This window comes from Microbacterium timonense (assembly GCF_900292075.1).
In the GTDB taxonomy this organism is placed as follows: Bacteria; Actinomycetota; Actinomycetes; order Actinomycetales; family Microbacteriaceae; genus Microbacterium; species Microbacterium timonense.
On sequence record NZ_OLMV01000001.1, the window covers coordinates 237910 to 260840 of the forward strand.

Sequence of the window (22931 nt, forward strand, 5' to 3'; positions counted from 1 at the left end):
TACGACTGTGCAGATCCTCGAGTTCGTCTTGCAGGTGCTCCTGGGCATCACCAGCCTCCTGCTGACCCTTCTCATCCTGCTCCACAAGGGGCGCGGCGGCGGCCTGTCCGACATGTTCGGCGGCGGCATGACCTCGGCGCTCGGTTCGTCCGGGCTGGCCGAGCGCAACCTCAACCGCTTCACCGTGGTCCTCGCGCTGGTCTGGTTCGCCTCGATCGTCGCGCTCGGCCTGATCACGAAGTTCCAGGCGCTCTGATGGCTACCGGAGGCAACGCGATCCGCGGCACCCGCGTCGGTGCCGGGCCCATGGGAGAGCAGGACCACGGCTTCCACGCCGAGCGCATCGCGATCTCGTACTGGGACGCACTCGGCAACGAGACGGTGCGGTACTTCGCCGCGGGCATCCCCGAGGAGGAGATCCCCGACATCATCGACTCGCCGCACTCGGGACTTCCGGCCGGGCGTGACAAGGAGAACCCGCCGGCGGTCGCGAAGACGGAGCCCTACAAGACCCACCTGGCCTACGTGAAGGAGCGTCGCACCGAGGAAGAGGCCGAGACCCTCCTCGAGGACGCCCTGCGTCAGCTGCGCGAGCGGCGCGGCCAGGAGTGACGAGCCGTCTCGCGACCTCGTGAGACGAGAAGAAGACCGGATGCCGCGGCATCCGGTCTTCTTCGTTGCTTTGGGACTGATCGATACACTCGCTGCGCACGTGCACGAACTCCTCAAAACCGCCCGCTGCGACGGACAACTCTCGGCGCATCCCTTGGGATTGCCGCAGATGTGAGGAGTTCGTGCAGCACGGTCGGGGCGACTGAGGCCCGGGTGGACGACGGGCACGCCACTGCCCGGCGTCCCGGTGGGCGCCGTCTCTCCGCTCGGCGCCGCCGACCCGCGTGCGCAAACTCCTCAAGGTTGCACCATCCAACGGACGAATCACCGCGAACGCCGGGTCACTCCGGCAGATCTGAGGAGTTCGGGCCGCGCGTCGAGACCGGGACGCGCCCGTGCCCGAACCCTCGAGGTCGCGTGGGGCACAGGCCGGTCAAGACACACGCTGATCCGTCGCGCCTCAGTACTCCTGGTCGATGAGCTCCGGCGGCACCTGCGCGGCAGCGGCGCGATCCACGAAGAACGTGGTGCGCTTGCGGCCCTTGGCGCCCGCGGCGGGCACGCTCGCGTAGCTGGCACCCGCGAGCGCGAGGCCGAGCGCGGCGGCCTTGTCGGGGCCGGCGAGCACGAGCCACACGCGCTTGGAGCTGTTGATGACGGGGCGCGTCATCGTGATGCGCTCGGGTGGCGGCTTCGGGGACTCGCGGACGGCCACCACCGAACGATCCGTGATCTGGATCTCGGGCCGGTCGGGGAAGAGCGAGGCGATGTGACCGTCGGGACCGACCCCGAGGAAGCAGACGTCGAACGACGGCCACGGCCCCTCGGCCCCGGGGAATCGCGCGAGCTCCTCGGCGTACGCGGCAGCCGCGGCATCCAGGTCGACGCCGTCATCGCTGGCGAGAGTCGAATGGATGTTGCCGGCGGGGATGTCCAGGCCGTCCAGGAACGCCTCACGCGCCTGCCGGTCATTGCGGTCGGCGTCGCCGCGCGGGACGAACCGCTCGTCGCTCCACCAGAAGTGCACGAGCGACCAGTCGATCCGCGCGGCCTTCGGACTGCGGGCCGCCGCGGCGAGCACGGCCGAGCCCATCGAGCCTCCGGTGAGGGAGATGTGGGCGAGCTTGCCCTCATCCACCCGCTTGGCCACGCGGCTCAGGAAGCGGGGTGCGACGGAGTCGGCGAGCGTCGCGGGGTCGGAGCTGATGACGACGCGCTTCTCCGCCCAGCCCTCAGGCATCCGCACCGTCCCCGGCCGTGACCCGCGCATCGCTCATCGGACCTGCGTCTCCTTCGTCGCCGGCGGGTCGAGCAGTTCCCAACCCTCGGTGATCACTCGACCATACAGGACGTCGGGGTCCAGCCGACGAAGCTCCTCGGCCAGGCATTCCCGCAGCGTGCGGCGGGGGAACGCGAGCTCGTGGCTGGGCTGCCCCGGCTGCGTCAGGATCGCCGTGCCCGGCGTCGGGCGCTCCAGGAGGACCTCGCCGCTGGCGCGCACGAGGGCGACCGACTTGATGCCGTGAGGCCACTCGTCGGCCGGGAGGTACGCCCAGTCCACCGGCACGTCCAGCGCGAGCCGCAGCCAGGCAGCCAGGAGGGCGGTGGACGGCGAGTCCGCCGCCCCCCGCACGCGCACTCCCACGACCGGCTCGTACGGCGGCTGGTCCAGGATGGCGGCCAGCTGCTCACGCCAGCGTGTCAACCGGGTCCACGCGAGATCGGTGTCGCCCGGCGCGTACTGCCCGCCGAGTCCGGCGACGAAGGCGGACGGGTCAGGCTTGGTGGCCGCATCCGTGATCCGCCTCTGTGCGATGCGGCCGATCGAGGTCTTCGAGATGCTCTCGGGCGTGCGGTTCGGCCACCACACCACGACGGGGGCGTCGGGCAGCAGCAGCCCGGTGACGAGGCTCTCGAGATTCGAGCGGCCGGCGTCCCCGTAGGCCCGCAGCGTCACGACCTCACTCGCGCCGGCGTCGCCGCCGACGCGGATCTGCGCGTCCAGACGCGAGTCGCCCTCGTAGCCGTCCGGGATCAGCAGCACGATGACACGCATGGGATGCTCGCGCGAGGCGTCGTTGGCAGCCTCGATGACCTCTTCGACCGCACTCTCGCGGGTGAGGATGACGAGCGTCAGCACACGGCCGAGCGCGACCGCCCCGCCCTCCTCGCGCACGTTGACCAGCGCGCGAGAGATCTTGCTGACGGTGGTGTCGGGAAGATCGACGATCACGGGCGCCTCCAGGTCCGTCCGTCGCGGGCGAGCATCTCGTCCGCGGATTCCGGGCCCCACGACCCGGGCGAGTACTGCTCGAGGGGACCGCCCTGGGATTCCCAGAACCGCTCGATCGGGTCCAGGATGCGCCACGACAGCTCGACCTCTTCGTGCCGCGGGAACAGCGGCGGGTCGCCGAGCAGCACATCGAGGATGAGACGCTCGTACGCCTCGGGGCTGGCCTCGGTGAACGCGTGGCCGTAGCCGAAGTCCATCGTGACATCGCGCACCTGCGCGCCGGCGCCCGGCACCTTGGAGCCGAAGCGGATCGTGACCCCCTCGTCGGGCTGCACGCGGATCACGAGGGCGTTCTGCCCCTGGCCCGAGGTCTGGCTGCGGGAGAAGAGCAGTTCGGGGGCGCGCTTGAAGACCACCGCGATCTCGGTGACCCGGCGTCCCAGGCGCTTGCCGGTGCGCAGGTAGAAAGGCACCCCTGCCCATCGCCGGGTGTTCACCTCGAGGGTCACCGCGGCGTACGTCTCGGTGGTGGACTGCGGGTCCATGCCCTCCTCTTCGAGGAAGCCGAGCACCTTCTCACCGCCCTGCCAGCCGCCGGCGTACTGACCGCGGGCCGTGGACCGGGCGAGGTCTTCGGGCAGCGTGACGGCGGCGAGCACCTTCTCCTTCTCGGCGCGGAGATCCTTCGCGTCGAACGAGATCGGCTCCTCCATGGCGGTGAGGGCCATGAGCTGCAGCAGGTGGTTCTGGATGACGTCGCGCGCGGCGCCCACGCCGTCGTAATACCCTGCGCGACCGCCCACGCCGATGTCCTCGGCCATGGTGATCTGCACGTGATCGACGTAGTTGCGGTTCCAGATCGGCTCGTACAGCTCGTTCGCGAAGCGCAGCGCCAGGATGTTCTGGACCGTCTCCTTGCCGAGGTAATGGTCGATGCGGAAGATCGAGTCGGTCGGGAACGCCGAACGCAGCACGTCGTTGAGCGCGCGTGCCGACTCCTGGTCGTGGCCGAACGGCTTCTCGATGACCACGCGGCGCCACCGATCCGGCCGGTCCGCGGTGTCGTCGACGAGACCGGACGACTTCAGCTGCTCCGCGACCAGCGGGAACGCCTTCGGCGGGATCGACAGGTAGAACGCGTGGTTGCCCATCGTGCCGCGCTCGGTGTCGAGCTTGTCGACGGTCTCGCGCAGGCGCCGGAAGGCGTCGGGGTCGTCGAACTCGCCCGACACGAACCGGATGCCCTGCAGCAGCTGCTGCCACGTCTCGTCGCGGAACTCGGTGCGTGCGTGCTGGCGGACTGCGTCGTAGACGACCTTCGCGAAGTCCTGGTCTTCCCAGTCGCGACGCGCGAAGCCGACCAGCGCGAAACCCGGGGGCAGCAGACCCCGGTTGGCGAGATCGTAGACGGCGGGCATGAGCTTCTTGCGGGAGAGGTCTCCCGTGACGCCGAAGATGACGAGCGCGCTCGGACCGGCGATGCGGTTGAGGCGACGGTCCTCGGGGTCGCGCAGCGGGTTCTTCCCGCGCGAGATCTCGACGGTCATGAGGGATGGGGCTCCTACTGTGCCGCTTCGAAGAGCGACAGCACTTCGATCTGGGGATCGGTCAGGGTGAGGGTGACGACGGGGCGGCCGTGACCGTCCGCCAGCACGGCGGCGTCACCCGCCGCCTGCGCCTGGATGAGTTCGCCGAAGGTGAACGGACGGCCCGGGATCTCGAGGTCGACGTCTGTCTGCTCGAGGATCTGCAGGAACACGCCCTTCGCCGGTCCGCCCTTGTGGTACTGGCCGGTCGAGTGGAGGAACCGGGGCCCCCACCCGAACGTCGTCGGCCGGCCGGAGTCCGCCGCGACGAGCTCCCGGAGCCCCGCGAGCTGCGAGAGCTCGAGGCGGTTCACGTACGCCTGGATCGCGACGTATCCGTCCGCCGGGATGCGAGCCCACAGGGCGTCGAGGACGCCGGCGACGGTTCCGGATGCCGCGAGCTCGGGGTCGGACACGCGGACCTCGACGCCCTCGACGGCGAACGCCGGTGCGGTCTGCTCGGGACGCGCCTCCAGCAGGCCGCGCGCGGCGACCTTGGCGGATTCGACGTCGGGCTGGTCGAACGGGTCGATCCCCAGCATCCGTCCCGCGATCGCCGTCGCGTACTCCCACACCACGAACTGTGCTCCGAGCGAACCGCTGACCAGCACCTCGCCCTGGTGATGCTCGAAGAGGTGGAACTGCTTCGCCTCGTCGACGAACCGCACGATCTGCAGGTCCGGGGGAGTGACGTCGACTTCCGGCGAGACGGGGAGCAGGACGACGGGCAGGATGCCGGTGCCCTCCTTGCCCGTCGATTCCGCGATCAGCTGCTCGATCCAGTCGGGCAGGCCCGCGATGTGCGTCCCGTCGGAGACGAGACCGAGCTTGTCCTTCCGCGGGTCGCCGCCGGCGATCGCCGCGGCCAGGACCAGCGCCGGATTGTCGGGGCTGTCGATCGCGACCTCGAGCAGCGACGCCTCCGCCTCGTCCAGGAGCTCGGAGATGTCGGCGCCCGCCAGTCCCGCGGGGACGAGGCCGAACGCCGTGAGCGCCGAGTAGCGGCCGCCGACCGTCGGGTCGGCGTTGAACACGGTGTAGCCGTCTGCCCGCGCCGACTGATCCAGCGGCGAGCCGGGATCGGTCACGACGATGATCCGCTCAGCCGGGTCGATCCCGAGGTCGCGGAACGCGGCCTCGAACGCCCGCTTGGCGGAGTCGGTCTCGACGGTGGAGCCCGACTTCGACGACACCACCAGTGCCGTGCGGGTCAGGTCGCCACCTTCGGCGTCGCCGTCGATCGCGGCCAGGACCTGTCCCGGGGCGGTCGAGTCCAGGATGACCAGCGGAACGCCTGCCGTCTGGGTGATGACCTCGGGCGCGAGCGACGAGCCGCCCATGCCTGCCAGCACGATCCGGGTCACGCCGCTGGCGTTGAGCCGCTCGCGCAGGGCGAGGATCTCCGGAACCAGCGGGCGCGAGACGCTGACCGCCTGCACCCAGCCGAGCCGCTGGGATGCCTCGGCTTCGGCCTTCGGGCCCCACAGGGAGGCGTCACCGGCGGTGATGCCGGACGCGACCAGGCTGCTGACCAGACCGGGCAGCGTCGCTTCGACGACGGACTTGACGTGCCCGCTCAGGTGGATGTCGAAGCTCATCGGGTGCTCTGGAGGGCGTCCTCGAGCGCCTTCTTCACCGTTCCCTGCAGGTCGTGCCACGACGCGATGAACTTGTCGACGCCCTCGGTCTCGAGGACATCGGTGACGTCGGCGAAGTCCACGCCCACGGCTGCCAGGTCGGCGAAGATCTTGCGTGCCGCCTCGTACGTGCCGGTCACCGCGTCGCCGGCGATCTCACCGTGGTCGAACGTGGCCTGCAGCGTCTTCTCGGGCATCGTGTTGACGACGCCCGGCGCGACGAGCTCGGTGACGTACAGCGTGTCAGGGAGTGAGGGGTCCTTGACGCCCGTCGAGGCCCACAGCGGACGCTGGACGTGTGCGCCGGCATCCGTGAGCGCCTTCGCGCGGTCGGTGGCGAACTCCTTCTCGAACAGCTCGTACGCCAGGCGCGCGTTGGCGACACCGGCGAGCGACTTCAAGGCGAGGGCCTCGTCGGTGCCGATGGCGGCGAGGCGCTTGTCGACCTCGGTGTCCACGCGGGAGACGAAGAACGACGCCACCGAGTGGATCTTCGAGATGTCGTGGCCGTTCGCCTGCGCCTGCTCGAGGCCGGCGAGGAACGCCTCGATGACCTCGGCGTACCGCTCCAGGCTGAAGATGAGCGTCACATTGACCGAGATGCCCTCGGCGAGGGTCGCCGTGATGGCAGGAAGGCCCGCCTTGGTCGCGGGGATCTTGATGTGCACGTTGGGTCGGTCGATGCTGGCCCACAGCTGCTTGGCCTGCGCGACGGTGGCTTCGGTGTCGTGGGCGAGGTCGGGGGAGACCTCGATCGACACACGGCCGTCCACGCCGTCGGTGGCGTCGTAGACGGGACGGAAGATGTCGGCCGCGTCGCGCACGTCGTCGGTGGTCGCGGCGAAGATGGCGTCGTCGACCGAGGCGCCCGCGCGGGCGAGCTCGGTGATCTGGTCGGCGTAGGCGTGCCCGCCGCCGCCGATCGCTCCCTGGAAGATCGTCGGGTTGGTCGTGACGCCTGACACGTTGCGGGTCGAGATGAGCTCGGTCAGGTTTCCCGACGTGATGCGCTCGCGCGACAGGTCGTCGAGCCAGATGCTCACGCCGTCGGCGACCAGCTTCTCAGTAGGGGTGGTCATGGTGCCTTCTCCTCGTGCTTTCGTGTCGTCGCTCAGCGAGCCGCGGCCGCGAGGGACTCGCGGGCTGCCTCGACGACGGCGTCGGCGGTGATGCCGAACTTCTGGAACAGGGTCTTGTAGTCGGCCGACGCGCCGAAGTGGTCGATCGCGACCGAGCGGCCGGCGTCGCCGATGATGCCGCGCCAGGTGAGCGGCGAGCCGGCCTCGACCGACACCCGCGCCCGGACCGCGGAGGGCAGCACCTTCTCGCGGTACGCCTCATCCTGCTCGTCGAACCACTCCAGCGAGGGAGCCGACACCACGCGGGCGTTCACGCCTTCGGCGGCGAGGGTCTCGCGCGCCGCGACCGCGAGCTGCACCTCGGATCCCGTCGCGATGAGGATCACGTCCGGCGTGCCGCCGGGCGCCTCGGCGAGGATGTAGGCGCCCTTGGCGACGCCGTCCGTCGAGGCGAGCACGTCACCGGATGCCTCGCCGTCGCCGCGCTCGAACACCGGGATGTTCTGGCGGGTGAGGGCGATCCCGGTCGGCCCGCCCTGGCGCCGCAGGATCTCCAGCCAGGCGGCGGAGGTCTCGTTCGCGTCGGCCGGGCGCACCACCGTGAAGTTCGGGATGGCGCGGAGCGTGGCAAGCTGCTCGATCGGCTGGTGCGTGGGGCCGTCCTCGCCCAGCGCCACCGAGTCGTGCGTCCAGACGAAGATCGACGGGATGTTCATGAGGGCGGCCAGGCGCACCGCCGGGCGCATGTAGTCGCTGAAGATCAGGAACGTGCCCCCGAACGGGCGGGTGGGACCGTGCAGCTTGATGCCGTTCACGATGGCGCCCATCGCGTGCTCGCGGATGCCGAAGTGCAGGACGCGGCCGTACGGGTCGCCCGACCACTCGTGCGTGGACCACTCGGCCGGGATGAACGACTTCGCGTCTTTGATCGTGGTGAGGTTGGACTCCGCCAGATCGGCCGAGCCGCCCCACAGCTCGGGAAGCTCGGCGGCCAGGGCGTTGATGACCACGCCGGACGCGGCGCGCGTGGAGACGTCCTTGCCTGCTTCGAACGACGGGACAGCGGAGGCGATATCGGCGGGAAGCTCTGCGGCCTCCAGGCGATCGAGCAGGGCCTTGCGCTCGGGGTTGGCCGCGGCCCAGGCGTCGAACGACTCCTGCCACGCGGCGCGCGCCTCGGCAGCGCGGTCCTTCAGCGCCCGCGTGTGGGTCAGGACGTCGTCGGCGACCACGAACGACTGCTCCGGGTCGAAGCCGAGGACCTTCTTGGTCGCCGCCAGCTCGTCGGCTCCCAGGGCGGAGCCGTGGATCTTGCCGGTGTTCTGCTTGCCGGGCGAGGGCCACCCGATGATGGTGCGCAGAATGATCAGCGAGGGCTTCGCCGTCTCGCCCTTCGCGGCCTCGATCGCGGCGTACAGCTCCGCGACGTCCTCGACGTACTCGCCGGTCTTCTTCCAGTCGACGACCTGCACGTGCCAGCCGTACGCCTCGTAGCGCTGGGCGACATCCTCGGTGAAGGCGACGTTGGTGTCGTCTTCGATGGAGATCTGGTTCGAGTCGTAGATGGCGATGAGGTTGCCGAGCTCCTGGTGGCCCGCCAGCGACGAGGCCTCCGAGGTCACGCCCTCCTGCAGGTCGCCGTCGCCGGCGATCACGTAGACGAAGTGGTCGAACGGCGAGGTGCCGGCGGCGGCGTCCGGATCGAACAGCCCGCGCTCGTAGCGGGCGGCGTAGGCGAATCCCACCGCGGACGCGAGGCCCTGGCCCAGCGGACCTGTCGTGATCTCCACGCCCTTGGTGTGTCCGTACTCCGGGTGCCCCGGCGTCTTCGAGCCCCACGTGCGCAGCGCCTTGAGGTCATCGAGCTCCAGGCCGAACCCGCCGAGGTACAGCTGGACGTACTGCGTCAGCGACGAGTGGCCGGCCGAGAGGATGAACCGGTCGCGGCCCAGCCAGTGGGTGTCCGTCGGGTCGTGGCGCAGCACCCGCTGGTACAGCAGGTACGCCGCAGGCGCGAGGCTCATCGCGGTCCCGGGGTGGCCGTTGCCGACCTTCTCCACGGCATCCGCCGCTAGAACGCGTGCGGTGTCCACCGCGCGCCGATCGATCTCTTCCCAACGCAGTTCCGACACCGGGCCGCCTTTCACAGAGGAGGTGCGCCCGAGAACGAGGCCGGTTCGCGGCCCTTGTCCGGATGGAGAAGGGGAGAATCGGCGGCGGGCGCGCGTGATCTCAGCATAGCGAAGCGGGGTACCGCCCGGGCCATGCGAGCCGTCTATGTGACGGAGTCTTGCGAAGCCGGCATCCTCGCCGGTGACGTGCCGGTGTCGACGGCGTCACGTTCTGCTCACCCGCCTTGCGGCGGCGATGTGAATCGGCCGCGCGAGGGGAGCGGGGCGTCCGGCAGACGGGTCGCGACACGCCGATGCCCTAGACTTGGGAGGATTCTGCGAACGGCGATTGCGGGGGCCATGGACAGCACGAAGACGGTCGGGACCGAGCCGCAGCGCGACGGGTCCCGCCGGCCTCGCCAGAGCGTCGGCCGTACCGTCCGCGCATACGTGGCGCTCATGAAGCCGCGCGTGCTGGAGCTTCTGCTGGTGACCACGGTCCCGGTCATGATCCTGGCCCAGGGCGGCTTCCCGAACGTGTGGCTGGTGCTCGCGACGGTCATCGGCGGCACCGCCAGCGCCGGGTCGGCCGCCGCGTTCAACATGTATCTGGACCGCGACATCGACGCGCACATGCAGCGCACCGTGAATCGTCCGCTCGTCACCGGTGAGGTGTCTCCGCGGGGGGCGCTGATCTTCGCCTGGACGCTCGCCGCGTTCTCGACGGTGTGGCTGTGGCTCACCACGAACTGGCTCGCCGCGACGCTCTCGGCCGCCGCGATCTTCTTCTACGTCGTCATCTACACGATGATCCTCAAGCGCCGCACGGAGCAGAACATCGTGTGGGGCGGGATCGCGGGCTGCTTCCCGGTGCTGATCGGCTGGACCGCCGTCACCGGATCGCTCGCCTGGCCGCCGGTCATCCTCTTCGCCCTGGTGTTCCTGTGGACCCCGCCGCATTACTGGCCGCTGTCGATGAAGTACAAGGAGCAGTACGAGCAGGTGCACGTGCCCATGCTGGGTGCCACCCGGCAGGGGTCGCAGGTCGGTCTGCAGGTGATCCTGTACGCATGGGCGACCGTCGTGTGCTCGCTCCTGCTGATCCCTGTCGCCGGCATGGGACTGGTGTACACCGCGTCGGCGGTGGTGTTCGGCGGCTGGTTCATCTACGAGTCGCACGTGCTCTACACCCGTGCGGTGCGCGGAACGGAACCGCGTCCGATGCGGGTGTTCCACGCGTCGATCACCTACCTCACCCTGATCTTCGTCGCGATCGCCGTCGACCCGCTGCTGCCGTTCTGAGCTCGGGGCCGCCGGCGCTGAGCAGTCGGTGAATTCGGGCCGCCTGTCGAATCCGGTCGCCTCCCGTTCGTCGGAGGAGAGAGGCACAATGCCTCTGGATGACGGAGGAGACCCATGGCGCAGTATCTGATCCTGATCTACGGCGACGAAGCCCGCTGGGAGGCGGCCTCGGAGTCCGAGCGGCGACAGATAGACGAGGGGCACCGCGCGTTCTGGCAGCAGGCCGGTGCCGCGATCCTCGCCTCGGGCGAGTTGGAGCCGACCCGCACGGCGACGACGCTGCGCCCCGGGGGTGAGCAGCCGCTGATCACCGACGGACCGTTCCTGGAGACGAAGGAGGTCCTCGGCGGGTTCTACGTCGTGGATGTCGCCGACCTCGACGCGGCCCTCGCGCTCGCGGGGCTTCTCGCCGAAAGCCGCCAGGATCACAGCGGCGTGCAGGTCCACCCGCTCGTGGACCATTCGTGAGGAGGATGCCGTGCCCGGTGCCATAACCGCCGCGACGGTGAGGGAGGCGGTCGCGGCCGCCCACCGGAGCGAATGGGGTGCGGTGGTGGCGGCCACCGCCCGGCTCACCGGGGAGCTCGACCTGGCGGAGGAGTGCGCGCAGGAGGCGTTCGCGCGGGCGGTGGAGCTCTGGCCGGAGCGCGGCATCCCGGACCGTCCGGGTGCGTGGCTGACGACGGTCGCCGCCAACCACGCGCGCGACCTGCTCCGCCGGCAGGTCGCCCTGCGGCGCCGTCTGCCGCTGCTGGTCCGCGATGAGGTCACGGATGACGACGCCGCGGTGCGCGCGGACGATCGGCTGCGGCTGATCTTCATGTGCTGCCATCCCGCGCTGGCGCGGGAGGCGCAGGTCGCGCTCACCCTGCGTCTGGTGTGCGGCGTCGCGACCGTTGACATCGCGAGGGCGTTCCTGGTGACCGAGCAGACGATGGCGGCCCGGATCACCCGCGCCAAGCGCAAGATCGCCGCCGCACACATCCCTTTCCGGATGCCGGATGTGCGGGAGATGCCCGCTCGGACGTCGGCGGTGTGCGACGTGCTCTATCTCGCATTCACCGTCGGGCATGCCTCGCCGGGGGAGTCGAGCGGGCGCGACCTCGTCGCCGCGGCGCTCGCGCTCACACGCATGCTGCAGACGCAGGTGCCACGCGACCGATCGGTGGCGGGGCTGCTGGCTCTCATGCTGCTGATCGACGCGCGGCGTGCGACGCGCGACCGGCTGCTTCCCGACCAGGACCGGTCGCTGTGGGACCGGGCGCAGGTCGAGGAGGGCCTCGCGATGCTGGGGACCGCGGCGGCCGGGCCGGTCGACCGGTTCGCGATCTCCGCCGCGATCGCGGCCGTGCACGCCCAGGCGCGCACGTGGGAAGCCACGGACTGGGGTCGGATCGTCGACCTCTACGACGTGCTGGGTGAGGCGTGGCCGAGCCCGGTCGTCGAGCTCAACCGCGCCGTCGCGATCGGCATGCGCGACGGGCCGCAGGCGGGTCTGGCGGCGATCGAGGCCGTCCGTGACGCGCCGGCGCTGGATCGCTACGCCTATCTTCCTGCGGCGCGCGCGGCGTTCCTCGCCGGCAGCGAGCGGTGGGCGGAGGCCGCAGCGGAGTACGATCGCGCCGCTGGGCTCACCGCGAGCCTCGCCGAGCGCGCGCGGCTGCAGGAAGAGGCGTCACAAGCGCGCTCGCGCGCGTGAGCAGCATCGCACGGCGAGGCTCTTTCGCACCCGGGACACGAGAAGGGCCGCCCGGTTCGCCCGGGCGGCCCTTCTCACATCGACGTCAGCGGGACGCCTCGGAGCCGGGCTCCGTGGCCGTCTTCGGCTGATCGGCAGGTGCGGTGGACGCCGTGTCGGCGGCGGGACGGTCGGCGACCGGCTCGGCATCGACCACCGGCTCGGGCGTGGGTGCGACGGGTGCGGCGTCGGCGACCGGCTCGGCGGCCCCCGTGGTCGGTGCGAGGTCGGCCTGCGCGGCGGTGGTCCCGGACTCGGCAGTCCAGTCGATGGGCTCCACGACCTCGACCGGCGGGTGCGGCCGGAGCGTGGACAGAGCGGCGATGGCGAGGGTGAGCAGCACGCCGACGATGCCGGCGCCGATGAGGATCGAGCCGAGCTGTGCGATCGACTGGCCGACGTAGACATCCACGCCGGTCGCGCTGCCGTCGGTCAGCGTGGAGGTCATCGTGCCGAGCTTGTCGGTGGTGAGGAACCAGCCGCCGACGATCGTCGCGAGCGACACGACGAGAAGGCCCCAGAACGGGATGCTGCTGATGAGACGGGGACGGGTGGGCATGTGGCGATCACTCCTCGCGGTATGCGACCCGGGTGGCCGCGGCCTCCCACCCTGGCAAAAGAGTCTCTGCGGCGCCAATCCGGCCGCTATGAATTCCCTGTGACGGGTCAGCGTGCGGCAGCGCGGTCACCGGCGTCCACGGCAGCCGGCTTCTTCAGCTGCAGCACGGCGGCCGTCATGGTGGCCACGGCGATCGCCGCGAGGACCATGTGGATGCCGACAGCCAGCGGTGGCAGGTCGTTGCGCGCCTGGTAGAGCCCCACGCCGATCTGCACCAGTTCGACCGCCAGCAGGACCGTCGCCCAGCGCAGGAGGCCGGCCGCGCCCGGGCCGGCGCGCCACGCGCCGATCACCAGCACGATCGTCAGTGCGAACAGCGCGTAGGCGGGCCAGGAGTGCACGTGCTCCAGCAGGGTGGCATCGAACCCGTTGCGCAGGGTGACCTCGGGGTCGCCCGAGTGCGGGCCGGCGCCGGTCGTGAGCACCCCGACCAGCACCGTGAGCACGAGTACGAGGGAGGTGATGTGCGTGGTCACGGCGAGCCAGCGCGGCACCGCGGCCTCGCGGCGACCCGCGGGCTGCGTCGCGCGTCCGACGATCGCGGCGGACACCCCGACGAGGATGAGCGAGACGATGTAGTGGAAGGACACCAGGTTGGGGTGCAGGTCGAAGATCACGAGCACCCCGCCCACCACCGCCTGCACCAGGACACCGGCGAAGACGATCCACGACATCACCCACAGGTCGCGGCGCTCGCGGCGCAGCCGCGACACGAGCACGATCAGGGCGACGGCCGCCAGCCCGACGAAGAACGACAGCGCGCGATTGCCGAACTCGATGACGCTGTGGTAGCTCTGCTCGGCCGTCGGGAACAGCGAGTCCGGTGTGCACAGCGGCCATTCGCAGCCCAGTCCGGAGCCGGTGAGCCGCACGGCGCCGCCGGTGCCCACGATGGCGATCTCGAGCACCAGCGAGATCCAGGCGGCGGTGAGCACCCTGCGGTCCACGCGGTCGGGCAGCCACCGGCGCAGGCGCTGCCCGATCCCTGGAGCGGTGGTGGTGGACTGTTGCGCGGACATGCTTTCGTCGCCTCCAGGGAGAGGCTCCTCGCGCCGCATATGACGGACGGCGCGCGCCCGTGCCGGGGTGGAACCTGTAGAATCGAGGGGTCGGTCGCGAGCGCATCGAGCCGGTGGCTTTCAGGCGCCGCGTACCACTGACATTCTAGGCGCGATGGTCGGCGCCGCTTGAGAGGGCCCGAGAAGCGGCATCCCCCCTCCGGTATCTCCACCGGAGGAACCGGAATGCTGGGGCGGATGACACCGCAGGACCCGGAGGAGAACGTGACGATGTCTGATGTGCTGATCGATCGCCCGGAGCTGGATGGCCTGGGTGTCTACGAGTTCGGCTGGCACGACCCCGACGCCGCGGGCGCGAGCGCGAAGCGCGGCCTGAACGACGCCGTGGTGCGTGACATCTCGGCCCTGAAGGCCGAGCCGGAGTGGATGCTCAAGACGCGGCTGAAGGGACTGCAGCTGTTCGAGCGCAAGCCCATGCCCACGTGGGGGGCAGATCTCAGCGAGATCGACTTCGACAACATCAAGTACTTCGTGCGCTCGACGGAGAAGCAGGCCGGCTCCTGGGAGGAGCTGCCTGAGGACATCCGCAACACCTACGAGAAGCTCGGCATCCCCGAGGCCGAACGGCAGCGTCTGGTGGCGGGTGTCGCGGCTCAGTACGAGTCCGAAGTCGTCTACCACCAGATCCGCGAGGACCTCGAGGCCCAGGGCGTCATCTTCATGGACACCGACACGGCGCTGCGCGAGCACCCTGAGTTCTTCGAGGAGTACTTCGGCACCGTGATCCCCGCCGGCGACAACAAGTTCGCGGCGCTCAACACGGCGGTCTGGTCGGGCGGCTCGTTCGTCTACGTGCCGCCGGGGGTTCACGTCGAGATCCCGCTGCAGGCGTACTTCCGCATCAACACCGAGAACATGGGCCAGTTCGAGCGGACGCTCATCATCGCGGACGAGGGCTCGTACGTGCACTACATCGAAGGCTGCACGGCCCCGATCTACAAGAGCGATTCGCTGCACTCGGCCGTCGTCGAGATCATCGTGAAGAAGAACGCGCGCGTGCGCTACACGACGATCCAGAACTGGTCGAACAACGTCTACAACCTCGTCACCAAGCGGGCCGTGGCCCACGAGGGCGCGACGATGGAGTGGATCGACGGCAACATCGGCTCGAAGGTCACGATGAAGTACCCGTCCATCTTCCTGATGGGCGAGCACGCCAAGGGCGAGACCCTGTCCGTCGCCTTCGCCGGCCCCGGTCAGCACCAGGACGCCGGCGCCAAGATGATCCACATGGCGCCGTACACGCAGTCCTCGATCGTCTCGAAGTCGATCGCCCGCGGGGGCGGACGCGCCGGCTACCGCGGTGAGGTCCGCGTCGACGCCAACGCGCATCACTCGGCCAACACGGTGCGCTGCGACGCTCTGCTGGTCGACACGATCTCGCGCTCGGACACGTACCCGGCCATCGACATCCGCGTCGACGACGTGCAGCTGGGCCATGAGGCGACGGTCTCCAAGGTCAGCGAGGAGCAGCTCTTCTACCTCATGAGCCGCGGTCTTCCCGAAGACGAGGCCATGGCCATGATCGTGCGCGGCTTCATCGAGCCGATCGCCCGTGAGCTGCCCATGGAGTACGCGCTCGAACTCAACAAGCTCATCGAGATGGGCATGGAAGGATCCGTCGGCTAGATGAGCTCCGTCACCTCGGCCCCCACCGTTCCCGGCGCGAAGGGCCACTCCGATGGCGCCGGCGCTTTCGTGCCCGTGCAGACCCGGTCCGAGCGGCCGTGGTCCTTCGACCCCGCTGACTTCCCGGCCCCCACGGGGCGTGAGGTCAACTGGAAGCACACGCCGATCGCCAAGCTCCAGCCCCTCTTCGTCGACGAGGCCGGCCCCCACGGCGTCATCCGTGTCGAGGTGAGTGGTCCCGAGGGGCTCATCCAGGAGCGCCTCCGTGCCGGAACCGCTCCGCGGGGTGAGGTCTTCCGTCCCGAGGACCTGCCCAGCGCGATCGCCTTCGCGCAGGAGACCGAGGCGCCGCTGCTGCGCATCCCGGCCGGAGCGGAGTACGACGAGCCCATCGTGGTCTCGCTGACCGGCACGGGCGGACTCGCCCACGCGCATGTGGTCGTCGAGGCGCAGGCGAACTCGCATGCCACGGTCGTGTTCCGTCACTCGGGCACCGCGCAGCACGCGCAGAACATCGAGATCATCGTCCGGGAGGGCGCGCACCTCGAACTGGTCACCGTGCAGAGCTGGGATGACGAGACCGTGCACGTCGCGTCCCACCAGGCGCGCGTCGAGCGCGACGCGACCCTCCGCCACGTCGTCGTCAGCTTCGGCGGCGGCGTCGTGCGCGTGAACCCCAGCGTCGAGCTGGCGGGCACCGGCTCGCGAGCAGAGCTCTACGGGCTGAGCTACTCCGATTCCGGGCAGCACCTCGAGAGCCAGGTGTACCTGCATCACAAGGGCGCCGAGACCAGCGGCGATGTGCTGTACAAGAGCGCGCTGCAGGGCTCCGCGGCGCGCACCGTCTGGATCGGCGACGTCCTCATCGGAGCGGATGCCGTGGGCACCGACTCCTACGAGGCCAACCGCAACCTCGTCCTGACCGAGGGCGCCCGCGCCGAGTCCATCCCGAACCTCGAGATCGAGACGGGCGACATCCGCGGCGCCGGCCACGCGAGCGCGACCGGGCGCTTCGACGACGAGCAGCTGTTCTACCTCCAGGCCCGCGGCATCCCGGAGGAGGAGGCGCGCCGGCTCGTCGTGCTCGGCTTCCTCGCCGAGATCGTGCAGAAGATCGGCGTGGCCGACCTCGAGGCAGAGCTCTTCGCCGCGATCGAGGAGGAACTGGCGAAGGGGGCCGACCGATGACCGCCGAACGCGTCTGCGCTCTGAGCGAGCTCGTGCAGGACGAGGCCCGGCGCGTGGAGATCGACGGCGTCGCGATCGCGGTCGTGCTCGACTCCAACGGTGAGGTCCACGCCATCGGCGACGTCTGCACGCACGGCGACATCTCGCTGTCCGAGGGGTTCGTCGACGGCGAGTCCCTCGAATGCTGGGCGCACGGCTCGGCGTTCTCGCTGCGCACCGGCAAGCCCCTGAACCTCCCCGCGTACGAGCCGGTCCCGGTCTTCGCGGTCACCATCGACGGCGATGATGTGCTCATCGACCCGACCGTCAAGCTCGAAGTGAACTGAAGAAGGTACTGAACAATGTCTGTCCTCGAGATCCGCGACCTGCACGTGACGGTCGAGACGGATGCCGGAACCACGCCCATCCTCAACGGCGTGACCCTGACGATCCGCACCGGTGAGACTCACGCCATCATGGGCCCGAACGGCTCGGGCAAGTCCACGCTCGCGTACACGATCGCCGGTCACCCCAAGTACACGGTGACGAGCGGCTCGATCACGCTCGACGGTGAGGACGTGCTGGCGATGTCCGTGGACGAGCGGGCGCGGGCCGGGCTCTTCCTGGCCATGCAGTACCCGGTGGAGATCCCCGGCGTCACCGTCACCAACTTCCTGCGCACCGCCAAGACCGCGATCGACGGCGAGGCGCCCTCGATCCGCACCTGGACCAAGGACGTCAAGGCGTCGATGAAGAACCTGCGCATGGACTCCAAGTTCGCCCAGCGCAACGTCAACGAGGGCTTCTCCGGCGGTGAGAAGAAGCGGCACGAGATCCTGCAGCTGGAGCTGCTGAAGCCCCAGATCGCGGTGCTGGACGAGACCGACTCCGGCCTGGACGTGGACGCGCTGAAGATCGTCTCGGAGGGTGTGAACCGCGCCAAGGCCGAGACCGATCTGGGTGTGCTCCTGATCACGCACTACACCCGCATCCTCCGCTACATCGCCCCGGACTTCGTGCACGTCATGGTCAACGGGCGGATCGTCGAGGAGGGCGGCCCGGAGCTGGCCGACCGCCTGGAGGACGAGGGCTACGACCGCTTCCTGCCCGCGGGCGAGGAGGAGGCCGCCGACGCCCCCGTGGGCAGCGAAGCGTAGGATCCTGCTATGACCGCGACGCTCACCCCCGAGAAGTACGACGAGGTGACCGAGGCTCTCAAGGACGTCATGGACCCCGAGCTCGGGATCAACGTCGTCGACCTCGGCCTCATCTACGACCTCGCGTGGGACGACGAGAACGACGCCCTGGTCATCCACATGACGCTCACCTCGGCGGGCTGTCCGCTCACCGACGTCCTCGAAGAGCAGACGGCGCAGGCCCTCGATGACATCGTCGAGCGGTTCCGCATCAACTGGGTGTGGATGCCGCCGTGGGGACCGGAGCGGATCACCGACGACGGGCGCGACATGATGCGCGCGCTCGGCTTCGCCATCTGACGGGCGCGTGCGGCCTGCCGGCGTCCCGGGCGATGTCCCGAGGTGACGGGTCGGCGACCGGGACACGGCGCTCTCGATAGGCTCGGATGGTGAGCGTGATCACCCCCCTCCAGGCACTTCCCGTCGATCAGCTGCGTCAGCGTACGAGCACCAAATGGCGCACCTACCCCGACGATGTGCTCCCGCTGTTCGTCGCCGAGACGGATTTCCTGCCGGCTCCGGCGATCACGGCCGCGCTCGCGCGGGCGGTGGAGCTCGGAGACACCGGATACACGCCGCCGGACCCGGGAGTGCGGGCGGGGTACGCCGCGTTCGCGCAGCGGCGGTTCGGCTGGACGGTGGACCCGGCACGGATCCGCACGACGTGCGACGTCATGATGGGCGTCGTCGAGATCCTGCGTGCGGTCACCGAACCGGGGGACCGTGTCATCGTCACACCGCCGGTCTCCCCGCCGTTCTACGACTGCATCCCCGAGGCGGGCGCCGTGGTGGAGCGGGTCCCGCTCGTCGACACCGGCCAGGGGTGGCACCTCGACCTCGAAGGCATCGAGGCCGCATTCGCCGGCGGTGCGCGCGCGATCCTGCTGTGCAACCCGCACAACCCGACGGGCACCGTCCACTCCCGGCAGACGCTGGCTGCGCTGGCCGACCTCGCCGCGCGTTTCGGAGCCGTCGTCGTCAGCGACGAGATCCACGCGCCGCTGACCGGTCGCGGCGCGACGTTCACTCCCTTCCTGGACGCGTCCCCGGTCGCCGCACGCGTCGGCTACGCCGTGGCCAGCGCCAGCAAGGCCTTCAATCTGGCGGGCCTCAAGTGCGCGCTCATGATCACGGCGGACGACGCGACGACACAGGTCGTGCGATCGCTTCCCGCCGAGGTCGAATGGCGAACGGGGCTGTTCGGCGCGCTGGCCGCCGTCGCCGCGTTCGCGCCCGAGAGCGATGAATGGCTCGACGCTCAACTGGCCGCGCTCGACGCGAACCGGGTGCTGCTGGCCGAGCTGCTCGCCGAACACGTGCCCGCCGCCCGCTACCGGATCCCGGATGCCGGATTCCTGGCCTGGATCGACCTTTCCGCCCTCGGCTGGGGAGACAATCCGGCCGCGAAGATCCTTCGTGAGGCCAAGGTCGCCCTGCACTTCGGTCCGCACTTCGGCGAAGAGGGGAACGGGCACGTTCGCCTGAACTTCGGCTGTTCGCCAGACGTGCTGCGCGAGGCGGTGGCGCGCGTGGGCGCGCTCGCGCGATCGTGACAGCCGACCCCGAGACCGGTATCTGGCAGGGCCGCTACGTCTGGGTGACGGTCGGCGCGGTCGCGCTGATCTTCCTGGCGGCGATCCAGTCCCTCGCGGTGACCACCGTGATGCCCGTGGTCAGCGCTGACCTCGACGGCCAGCGGCTCTACGCGGTGGCTTTCGCCGGCACGCTGGCGACCAGCGTCATCGGCATGGTGGCGGTGGGGGCCTGGTGCGACCGCGGGGGAGTGCTCGCGCCGCTGAGCACCTCCGTCGGACTCTTCGTCATCGGTCTGCTGGTCGCCGGCTTCGCCCCCGACATGCCCGTCCTCGTCGTGGGAAGGCTGATTCAAGGGCTCGGTACGGGCGGCCAGACCGTGGCGCTGTACGTGGTCGTCGCCCGCGTGTACCCGGGCGCGATGCACGGACGCGTGTTCGCGGCGTTCTCGGCGGCATGGGTCGTTCCCTCGCTCATCGGCCCGTTCCTTGCCGGCGCGGTGACGGAGTTCCTGCACTGGCGGTGGGTGTTCCTCGGCGTCGCCGCGCTCACGGTGGCCGCCTTCGGCATGGTCGTCGCCCGGCTGCACGGCCTCCCGCTGCATACCGATGAGCCGGCGACAGGACGCGTCGCACCGCGCCTGGCCTGTGCGGTGGCGGTCGCGGCGGGGGCCCTCGGCCTGAGCCTCGCCGGCGAGTTCGGCGGCTGGGCCTGGGCGGCGGTGGCGGCATCCATCGTCGTCATCGGGCTCGCCTCCCGACCGCTGTTGCCCACGGGCACCCTCATGGCTGCGCGAGGGCTACCCAGTGTCGTGCTCATGCGCGGACTCATCGCGGGGGCGCTGTTCGGCGCTGAGATCTACGTCCCCTACCTGCTCATCGACGGGTACGGGTTCTCCCCGACATGGGCGGGCTTGGGTCTGACCGCGGCCGCGATCGCGTGGGCCGCTGCGGCCGACGTGCAGGGTCGCTTCGGTGACCGGATCGGGAACACGCGGATCACGCTCATCGGCACGGCGCTGCTTGTCGCCGCGCTCGTGGTGGCCGCCGCCACGGCGCTGCTGGCCTGGCATCCGGCCGTCCTCATCGCGGGGTGGGGCCTCGCGGGCGGCGGCATGGGGCTCATGTACCCGCGTCTCACGGTGCTGACCCTGGCGTACTCGACACCTCAGAACCAGGGATTCAACTCATCCGCGCTGTCCATCTCGGACTCCATCGGCTCGGCGTCGTCGATCGCGATCCTGGGCCTGGTCTTCACCGCGCTGGTCGGCACGGATGCCGGCTTCCCGGCCGTCTTCGCGATCGCCGGCGTCCTCGCGCTGGCTGCGCTGGTTCCAGGTCTGCGGCTCGGGCATGCCCACGAGGGCAGTCGATCCACAGCACCACGCCCGGGAGCCCCGACAGCACGGCGGCCGCGCCGGCGCGCACCGCCTCGCTCGCGCGCTCGGGCGTGAAGCTGCCGGCATCGTACTCGGCAGCTGTGCCGAGCCCTTCGCCGCGGTAGCCCGCCCCGGTCCAGTCGACGGCGGTGACGTTGGCCGTGGGCTCGGCGATCTCTGCTCCGACGACAAGGAACTGCCGGTCGAGGTGATTCGCGCTCACCGTGGCGAGAGCGTCGACGAGCCCGTCACCGACGCTCACGATCAGCTCGCCGTTCAGTTCCATGCCCTCGACGAGACCGGCGATCGGGTCGTGCTCGACGCGCACGGTGCGCAGCGCGACGCCCGAGCCGGCGGCCCAGTCCTCGACCGCTGACACGAGCGTGCGGGTCGGCGTGTCATCGCCCATCGTGACGAGGACGACGCGATAGCCCGGCGCCGGGGCGATCCCGTCCCAGGATCCCGGTGGCGGGGAGACGGTCGCCTCCGGCGTCGGGATCGGGGTCGGCACGAAGCCCGCCGCGGCCGCGCCGACGGGCAGCGGCGCGACGCGTTGCTCCCAGGCGGTGGCGCATCCGGAGAGGCCGACCGTCAGCAGGGCGCACGCGAGCGCGGCGGCGCGCGTGAGGGGCGAACGGGACACGGGACCTCCTGTCGATGTGACAGGTGCCACTCTCGCACCGGTCGAATGGGACGGACGCGTCGGCAGGCTGTCCGTCGTGCGGTGTTCTCCCCGCGTGCACGCACTGTTCACCGCGGTGGCGTTCGGTGCTCTGGTACCTGAAGGAGCCCGAATGATCCGCCGGCACTCTCGCCTCATCCTGTCCGCCCTCGCCGTCGTGCTCGGACTCGTCGCCTCGGCAACGACGGGCGGCGCGGCATCCGCGCACGGATTCACCTCCGTCGTCTACGCCGAGATCGCCACCGGCGACCGGCCGGGCCACGTGGCGGTGAGCCTGGAGCTGGAGTACGACCTGCTGGTCGTGTCGGCAGCGGACGCGGAGCGGAACGACCCGCTGTTCCAGGACGGGACCGAGGCCTTCCAGTTTGGAGACGCGGACGATCAGGCCCGTGCGCTCGAGGCGTATGACGACACGGTGCTGCAGTACGTCGCCGACCGGTTCACGGTGACCTCCGGCGACGAAGTGTGCGCCCTCGCCCGTGACGGCGACGTCGAGATCACGGTTCGTGAAGGGGTGCCGTACGCCGTCATCGGCTTTGATGCGGCGTGCACGAGCCCCGGGTCTGCGCATGTCGTCACCAGCACGCTCTTCGGCGACGACGAGGGCTACGTGCGCGACACCAAGACGATCTTGACGTACGACATCGACGCGCACTCCGGAAGTGCCGCGCTCGACGCCGCGTCGCCGACCTTCTCGACCGAGCAGAGCCTCGCGACCCGCTTCGGCGAGTTCTTCCTGCTGGGGGCCGAGCATCTGCTCACCGGCGCCGACCACATCCTGTTCCTGCTCGCGCTGATCGCGGGGTCACGCAGACTGCGGGAGGTCGTCCTCGCTGCCACCGCGTTCACCGTCGCCCATTCGGTGACGTTCATCCTGGCCGCGACCGGCGTGGTCAGCGCGCCGGCCGCCCTGATCGAGCCCGTCATCGCGCTCTCCATCTCGATCGTCGGCGCGTGGCATCTATGGGGACTGTGGCGCAGCGGGAAGGCCGCACCGGAGCTGGACAGCAAGAGCGGCCCGCTCGGCATCGACCGTGCCGGGTGGCTCCGCCTCGCCGTCGTGTTCGTGTTCGGGCTCGTGCACGGACTCGGCTTCGCATCGGCCCTGGGGATCGACGAGCCCTGGTCGTGGACACTGCTCGGTTCGCTGCTCGTGTTCAACATCGGCGTCGAGGTGGTTCAGATCGCGATCATCGCCCTGGTCTTCCCCCTCATCGTCCTGCTGCGCCGCCGGGTGCCGACGGTGGGCCTGTGGGCCACAGGGGCGCTCGCGGTGTCGGTCACGGCGGCGGGTCTGCTGTGGTTCTTCGAGCGGATCCTCGGCCAGTGACCGCCGCACGTGAGAGTTCG

At 70.1% G+C, this 22931-nt stretch carries 21 protein-coding genes; 13 read left to right on the plus strand and 8 right to left on the minus strand.

Annotated features, from left to right (window positions below):
• Window positions 1–7 precede the first annotated feature (7 nt).
• Complete coding sequence (gene secG, locus C9992_RS01150) at window positions 8–256, plus strand: preprotein translocase subunit SecG (protein WP_045298839.1); 249 nt, start codon at window positions 8–10, stop codon at window positions 254–256.
• Window positions 256–612, plus strand: a complete 357-nt coding sequence (locus C9992_RS01155) for an RNA polymerase-binding protein RbpA (protein ID WP_106813771.1) — start codon at window positions 256–258, stop codon at window positions 610–612. The genes secG and C9992_RS01155 overlap by 1 nt, the downstream gene beginning before the upstream one ends.
• A 460-nt stretch (window positions 613–1072) precedes the next feature.
• Here the strand turns inward: C9992_RS01155 and pgl are convergent, their stop codons facing one another.
• From pgl to tkt, 6 genes are read right to left on the minus strand one after another with little or no spacing between them, the layout of a single operon-like run.
• Window positions 1073–1852, minus strand: a complete 780-nt coding sequence (gene pgl / locus C9992_RS01160) for a 6-phosphogluconolactonase (protein ID WP_106814570.1) — start codon at window positions 1850–1852, stop codon at window positions 1073–1075.
• 33 nt (window positions 1853–1885) lie between these two features.
• On the minus strand, window positions 1886–2845 hold the full coding sequence (locus C9992_RS01165; protein WP_106813772.1) for a glucose-6-phosphate dehydrogenase assembly protein OpcA: 960 nt from the start codon (window positions 2843–2845) through the stop codon (window positions 1886–1888).
• Window positions 2842–4392 carry a glucose-6-phosphate dehydrogenase gene (zwf, locus tag C9992_RS01170; RefSeq protein WP_106813773.1) on the minus strand — a complete coding sequence of 517 codons (1551 nt, stop codon included), beginning with the start codon at window positions 4390–4392 and terminating at the stop codon, window positions 2842–2844. Before zwf ends, C9992_RS01165 begins: the two co-directional genes overlap by 4 nt.
• Before the next feature lie 14 nt (window positions 4393–4406).
• Window positions 4407–6029 carry a glucose-6-phosphate isomerase gene (locus tag C9992_RS01175; RefSeq protein ID WP_106813774.1) on the minus strand — a complete coding sequence of 541 codons (1623 nt, stop codon included), beginning with the start codon at window positions 6027–6029 and terminating at the stop codon, window positions 4407–4409.
• Window positions 6026–7147 (minus strand): transaldolase, encoded by a 1122-nt coding sequence (gene tal / locus C9992_RS01180; protein ID WP_106813775.1) that lies wholly within the window; start codon window positions 7145–7147, stop codon window positions 6026–6028. Before tal ends, C9992_RS01175 begins: the two co-directional genes overlap by 4 nt.
• A 32-nt stretch (window positions 7148–7179) precedes the next feature.
• Entirely contained in the window at window positions 7180–9279 is a 2100-nt protein-coding gene (gene tkt, locus C9992_RS01185) for a transketolase (RefSeq protein WP_106813776.1), read from the minus strand.
• A gap of 339 nt (window positions 9280–9618) precedes the next feature.
• Here tkt and C9992_RS01190 point away from each other — a divergent pair, with 339 nt between their 5' ends.
• The 3 genes from C9992_RS01190 to C9992_RS01200 all read left to right on the plus strand — a co-directional run bounded on the left by C9992_RS01190 (window position 9619) and on the right by C9992_RS01200 (window position 12259).
• Window positions 9619–10560, plus strand: a complete 942-nt coding sequence (locus C9992_RS01190) for a heme o synthase (RefSeq protein WP_106813777.1) — start codon at window positions 9619–9621, stop codon at window positions 10558–10560.
• A gap of 114 nt (window positions 10561–10674) precedes the next feature.
• Window positions 10675–11028, plus strand: coding sequence for a YciI family protein (locus C9992_RS01195; RefSeq protein ID WP_106813778.1), 354 nt, complete (start codon window positions 10675–10677; stop codon window positions 11026–11028).
• Between the two features lie 10 nt (window positions 11029–11038).
• Entirely contained in the window at window positions 11039–12259 is a 1221-nt protein-coding gene (locus C9992_RS01200) for an RNA polymerase sigma factor (RefSeq protein WP_235007900.1), read from the plus strand.
• A gap of 85 nt (window positions 12260–12344) precedes the next feature.
• Here the strand turns inward: C9992_RS01200 and C9992_RS18160 are convergent, their stop codons facing one another.
• Entirely contained in the window at window positions 12345–12857 is a 513-nt protein-coding gene (locus C9992_RS18160) for a dinucleotide-utilizing enzyme (RefSeq protein ID WP_200826196.1), read from the minus strand.
• Between the two features lie 107 nt (window positions 12858–12964).
• On the minus strand, window positions 12965–13936 hold the full coding sequence (locus tag C9992_RS01210; protein ID WP_106813780.1) for a COX15/CtaA family protein: 972 nt from the start codon (window positions 13934–13936) through the stop codon (window positions 12965–12967).
• A 270-nt stretch (window positions 13937–14206) separates the two neighbouring features.
• Between C9992_RS01210 and sufB the strand changes: the two genes are divergently transcribed.
• The 8 genes from sufB (at window position 14207) to C9992_RS01255 (ending at window position 22911) form a co-directional block, all read left to right on the plus strand.
• Window positions 14207–15625 (plus strand): Fe-S cluster assembly protein SufB, encoded by a 1419-nt coding sequence (gene sufB, locus C9992_RS01215; RefSeq protein ID WP_106814571.1) that lies wholly within the window; start codon window positions 14207–14209, stop codon window positions 15623–15625.
• Window positions 15626–16813, plus strand: a complete 1188-nt coding sequence (sufD, locus tag C9992_RS01220; protein WP_106813781.1) for a Fe-S cluster assembly protein SufD — start codon at window positions 15626–15628, stop codon at window positions 16811–16813.
• Window positions 16810–17139: a non-heme iron oxygenase ferredoxin subunit gene (locus C9992_RS01225; RefSeq protein WP_106813782.1), complete on the plus strand. Its 330-nt coding sequence runs from the start codon at window positions 16810–16812 to the stop codon at window positions 17137–17139. Before sufD ends, C9992_RS01225 begins: the two co-directional genes overlap by 4 nt.
• A gap of 15 nt (window positions 17140–17154) precedes the next feature.
• The gene (gene sufC, locus C9992_RS01230; protein WP_106813783.1) at window positions 17155–17949 is read left to right on the plus strand and encodes a Fe-S cluster assembly ATPase SufC; all 795 of its coding nucleotides are present in this window, start codon (window positions 17155–17157) and stop codon (window positions 17947–17949) included.
• Between the two features lie 9 nt (window positions 17950–17958).
• Window positions 17959–18288, plus strand: coding sequence for a metal-sulfur cluster assembly factor (locus tag C9992_RS01235; RefSeq protein WP_045298811.1), 330 nt, complete (start codon window positions 17959–17961; stop codon window positions 18286–18288).
• 89 nt (window positions 18289–18377) lie between these two features.
• Window positions 18378–19541 carry a MalY/PatB family protein gene (locus C9992_RS01240; RefSeq protein ID WP_407662202.1) on the plus strand — a complete coding sequence of 388 codons (1164 nt, stop codon included), beginning with the start codon at window positions 18378–18380 and terminating at the stop codon, window positions 19539–19541.
• Window positions 19538–20974, plus strand: coding sequence for an MFS transporter (locus C9992_RS01245; RefSeq protein ID WP_327316517.1), 1437 nt, complete (start codon window positions 19538–19540; stop codon window positions 20972–20974). The genes C9992_RS01240 and C9992_RS01245 overlap by 4 nt, the downstream gene beginning before the upstream one ends.
• Window positions 20975–21693: 719 nt before the next feature.
• A complete protein-coding gene (locus C9992_RS01255) occupies window positions 21694–22911 on the plus strand; it encodes a HupE/UreJ family protein (RefSeq protein ID WP_106813786.1) in 1218 nt (405 codons plus the stop codon).
• Window positions 22912–22931 lie beyond the last annotated feature (20 nt).

Bases quoted from the DNA above. Each gene is read 5' to 3' on its own strand.
- tal (WP_106813775.1), bottom strand. From the start codon at position 7,147: ATGACCACCCCTACTGAGAAGCTGGTCGCCGACGGCGTGAGCATCTGG.
- C9992_RS01155 (WP_106813771.1), top strand. From the start codon at position 256: ATGGCTACCGGAGGCAACGCGATCCGCGGCACCCGCGTCGGTGCCGGG.
- sufB (WP_106814571.1), top strand. From the start codon at position 14,207: ATGTCTGATGTGCTGATCGATCGCCCGGAGCTGGATGGCCTGGGTGTC.
- C9992_RS18160 (WP_200826196.1), bottom strand. From the start codon at position 12,857: ATGCCCACCCGTCCCCGTCTCATCAGCAGCATCCCGTTCTGGGGCCTT.
- C9992_RS01195 (WP_106813778.1), top strand. From the start codon at position 10,675: ATGGCGCAGTATCTGATCCTGATCTACGGCGACGAAGCCCGCTGGGAG.
- sufD (WP_106813781.1), top strand. From the start codon at position 15,626: ATGAGCTCCGTCACCTCGGCCCCCACCGTTCCCGGCGCGAAGGGCCAC.
- zwf (WP_106813773.1), bottom strand. From the start codon at position 4,392: ATGACCGTCGAGATCTCGCGCGGGAAGAACCCGCTGCGCGACCCCGAG.
- C9992_RS01225 (WP_106813782.1), top strand. From the start codon at position 16,810: ATGACCGCCGAACGCGTCTGCGCTCTGAGCGAGCTCGTGCAGGACGAG.
- C9992_RS01210 (WP_106813780.1), bottom strand. From the start codon at position 13,936: ATGTCCGCGCAACAGTCCACCACCACCGCTCCAGGGATCGGGCAGCGC.
- C9992_RS01255 (WP_106813786.1), top strand. From the start codon at position 21,694: ATGATCCGCCGGCACTCTCGCCTCATCCTGTCCGCCCTCGCCGTCGTG.
- sufC (WP_106813783.1), top strand. From the start codon at position 17,155: ATGTCTGTCCTCGAGATCCGCGACCTGCACGTGACGGTCGAGACGGAT.
- C9992_RS01190 (WP_106813777.1), top strand. From the start codon at position 9,619: ATGGACAGCACGAAGACGGTCGGGACCGAGCCGCAGCGCGACGGGTCC.
- pgl (WP_106814570.1), bottom strand. From the start codon at position 1,852: ATGCCTGAGGGCTGGGCGGAGAAGCGCGTCGTCATCAGCTCCGACCCC.
- C9992_RS01235 (WP_045298811.1), top strand. From the start codon at position 17,959: ATGACCGCGACGCTCACCCCCGAGAAGTACGACGAGGTGACCGAGGCT.
- C9992_RS01175 (WP_106813774.1), bottom strand. From the start codon at position 6,029: ATGAGCTTCGACATCCACCTGAGCGGGCACGTCAAGTCCGTCGTCGAA.